The following is a 3,396-nucleotide window of genomic DNA, read 5'->3' on the forward strand; positions in this document are numbered from 1 at the left end:
TCGAGGACTATTTCATGTTCGGCATGGAGTGGAAACTATTCGATGACAAGCTGAAAATCGCGCCCATCGGCGGCGGCATCGAAATAAAAGATTTCGACGCTATCGAGGACAACTATGCCCTTATCTATTCGCCCGAAATAACTTACCATCCGGTTGACAACGCCGATGTCGTGCTCGGCGCAAGAATTATCGACGGCACGGAAACTACCGCATTCGGAAGGCTAAAGGACAGCGACGAAATCTATTTGAGGGTCAAATATAGCTTCTGATCGCGTAAAACTTTGACACTGATTCTTGAGTAATGCCCGTAATTTTTCGACGTGAATCGAACAAAAAAACAAAATGGTCTAATCGACTATACAAGGTGGTGATAAATGAGCGTTAGGATAGTGCCGGTAGATAAAAAAGGGGAATTGAAGGATTTTATTAAATTCCCATGGTTCATTTACAGGAAATATTGGCCGGACTACAATTGGGTTCCGCCGTTGAAAAAGGATATGAAATTCAAATTGGATACCGAAAAGCATCCTTTCTGGAAACACGCTGAGAGAGAGCTATTTCTCGCGTATGACGGCCTCCGGTTAGTCGGCAGGATCGGCGCAATAATCGACCACAATTACAACGAGTTGTGGGACGAAAAGATGGGCGCATTCGGCTTTTTCGAGTGTATAAACGACCAGGAAGTTGCGAATGCGCTTTTCGATGCCGCTGCAAATTGGCTAAAAGACAAAGGAATGACCTTCATTCGCGGGCCGCTGTCCCCTTCGATGAACGACGAGTGCGCTTTTCTTGTAGAGGGTTTCGACAAGCCGCCGACAGTGATGATGCCCTACAATCCGAAATATTATCCCGAGCTCGCCGAGGGTGCCGGTTTCGCAAAAGCGAAAGACCTTCTGGCATTCTATAAAAACGCCGAAACGGGGATTCCGGAGAGATTACAGAAACTCGCGGAGGCATTAAAGAACAAGCCAAATGTGAAGATTCGCAAAATAAATTTCAAAGATATGCACAACGAGATGGTTATTATCAAAGACCTTTACAATAAAAGCTGGGAGAAGAATTGGGGTTTCTCGCCGATGACCGATGAGGAAATGGATTTGATGGGCAAGGAATTGAAACCCATCGCCGTGCCGGAACTCGCACTTCTCGTCTTCGTGAACGGCAAACCCGCCGGAATCGGAGTTACTATTCCCAATTACAATCAGGTGCTCAAACATCTCGACGGCAAACTCGGGCCGATCCAGATTGCGAAGGCGCTGTGGTATCGCAGGAAAATAAACGGCGTCCGTGCGATGGTATTCGGTTTCAAGCCGCAGTTCAGGCGGACGGGATTGCCGATTCTTCTATATTTGGAAACCGAGCAAGCAGGTCGGAGATTAGGCTATAAATGGTGCGAGCTATCCTGGAACCTCGAGGACAACGACCCGATAAATAAATTCGACAGCGAAATAGGCGGGGAAGTCTATAAGCGCTATCGGATATATGAGAGGGAAATATGACATTATCAAATTTCAACAATGTTCTAACATGAAAACTAAAAAGAAATTAGGATTAGTTCTTGGCAGCGGTGGCGCACGGGCACTTACACAAATTGGTGTGCTGAAAGTATTGGAGCGAGAGAAAATTTTGCCCGATATAATCGTCGGTTCAAGTATGGGCGCATTTATTGGCGGCATTTACGCAGCCGGCGTTAGCATCGAAAAAATAGAGCAAGTCGCCTGTAGAACCAGTATGAAATTCACCGGTAGAATGCTTCTACCTGGCTTGCCTACATCGGGTTTAGTAAATCTCGATCGGGTTAGAAATTTCTTGAATGAACTGGGTGCAAATGTCAACATCGAGGATATGAATGTTTGCTTTGCGGCGATAGCCACAGATTTTGCCATCGGGGAAGAAGTTATTCTGAGCCGTGGCTCGCTCATCGAGGCTATTGCTGCAAGCATTGCTATGCCTGTGCTTTTCAAACCGGTTTACTATCAAAATAAATTTTTAGTCGATGGTGGCATCGTTAATCCACTGCCGATTAATGTTGCATACAAGATGGGCGCCACGACTGTTATTGCGGTAAATGTAGTGCATTCACCCGGGATTAGCTTTCAAAAAAAGAATGGAAAGCCTAAACGGAAAGCTATTATAAAAGAAAATTTATCTCGTCTGCGTAATAGCATATTTAAACAAACGAAAAAAATAGACAAACTTAAACATACTGATTCATCACTCGATAATCTGTCAGCAGGAAATGGTTCAAGAGATGAAATACCCTCCTCCCCCGGAATTTTCAATAATATGATGCAAGGGGCTTATGTTCTCGAAAATAGAATCGTTCAATTGCAATTGCAGTTGGAAAAACCGGATATTCTTATTTCGCCGGATATAAGCGATTTCAATATGCTTCATTTTCATCGTGCCAATGAACTGATAGCAATTGGTGAAAAAGCGGCGCAGGAAATGCTGCCGCAAATTAAGGAAATAGCAGAAACCTCATTGGAAAAGCATTATGCTGTATAAAATTGTCAGACTTATCGCATTGATTTTTTTAAAGTTATTTTCAAGGCTGCGGGTTGAAGGAAATAACCGGTTGCCATCCAATGAAGCATTTATTTTAGCTCCTAATCACTTTAGCAATCTGGATGCTTTTATACTATTGGCAGCCGTGAACAGGGAAATTTACACACTCGGCAAAAAAGAACTATTTAAAAATCGATTTTCAAGATTTCTATTTACCGGACTTAATGGTATTTCTGTTAATAGGAAAGGGGTTTGCAATCAAACCTTAAAAACTGCTTTGGATATTTTACAGCGAAATAAGGTTCTTGCTGTTTTTCCCGAAGGTTATGTCAGTGGAAATGGAACATTGGGGCATTTTAAAGATGGCGCTGCCAAACTGGCGCTGGATGCGAAAGTTCCCGTTATTCCTGTTGCCATTATCGGAAGTAACCGACTGCTCCCTTTGGGCAAAAAAATCCCCAGACCGCATCGAGTAATAGTTAAATTTGGAAAACCAATTGTAACAGACTTTTCTAATTCCAATCGTGAATCAATTGAGAAATATACATCGATGATAAAAAATGAGATTTATTTACTTTTGAATCAGGGAAATAATAATGAAAAATTGCTTTAATATCTCAATTAAGGAGATTTTGTGAAAGGATACACAATTGCGGTCTTTGGTGCAATTTTGATAGCGCATATTTTTTCAGGTTGCACGAATAATGACGGCGTGTCCGTGCCAGATAGCTACAACGACCAAGGGAGAGAACTGATTTATGCTGCCGAGCGGATTGAAGGAGAAGATTGTTCAGGCTCATTTGCCGGGCTTGGTTCGACTCCGGATTTTCAAGATGCTATAGACGATGCTATCGAAAATGGACAGGAAAAATATGGCGAGGAGTATGT

Annotated in this window: 5 protein-coding genes; all 5 read left to right on the forward strand. The window is 42.8% G+C overall.

All coding sequences use genetic code 11. The features are described 5' to 3' along the window. Window positions 1-269: hypothetical protein (locus KAH81_10455; GenBank protein MCK5834074.1), on the forward strand; the 269-nt coding region annotated here is incomplete at its 5' end. A 105-nt stretch (window positions 270-374) separates the two neighbouring features. Continuing rightward, window positions 375-1,499, forward strand: coding sequence for a hypothetical protein (locus KAH81_10460; protein ID MCK5834075.1), 1,125 nt, complete (start codon window positions 375-377; stop codon window positions 1,497-1,499). 28 nt (window positions 1,500-1,527) lie between these two features. Further along, complete coding sequence (locus KAH81_10465; GenBank protein ID MCK5834076.1) at window positions 1,528-2,508, forward strand: patatin-like phospholipase family protein; 981 nt, start codon at window positions 1,528-1,530, stop codon at window positions 2,506-2,508. Then, the gene (locus tag KAH81_10470) at window positions 2,498-3,121 is read left to right on the forward strand and encodes a 1-acyl-sn-glycerol-3-phosphate acyltransferase (GenBank protein MCK5834077.1); all 624 of its coding nucleotides are present in this window, start codon (window positions 2,498-2,500) and stop codon (window positions 3,119-3,121) included. The genes KAH81_10465 and KAH81_10470 overlap by 11 nt, the downstream gene beginning before the upstream one ends. 21 nt (window positions 3,122-3,142) lie before the next feature. Beyond that, the coding region (locus tag KAH81_10475; GenBank protein ID MCK5834078.1) for a hypothetical protein at window positions 3,143-3,396 on the forward strand (254 nt) is incomplete at its 3' end.

The sequence above is a fragment of the bacterium genome, assembly GCA_023145965.1.
Lineage (GTDB): Bacteria > UBP14 > UBA6098 > UBA6098 > UBA6098 > UBA6098.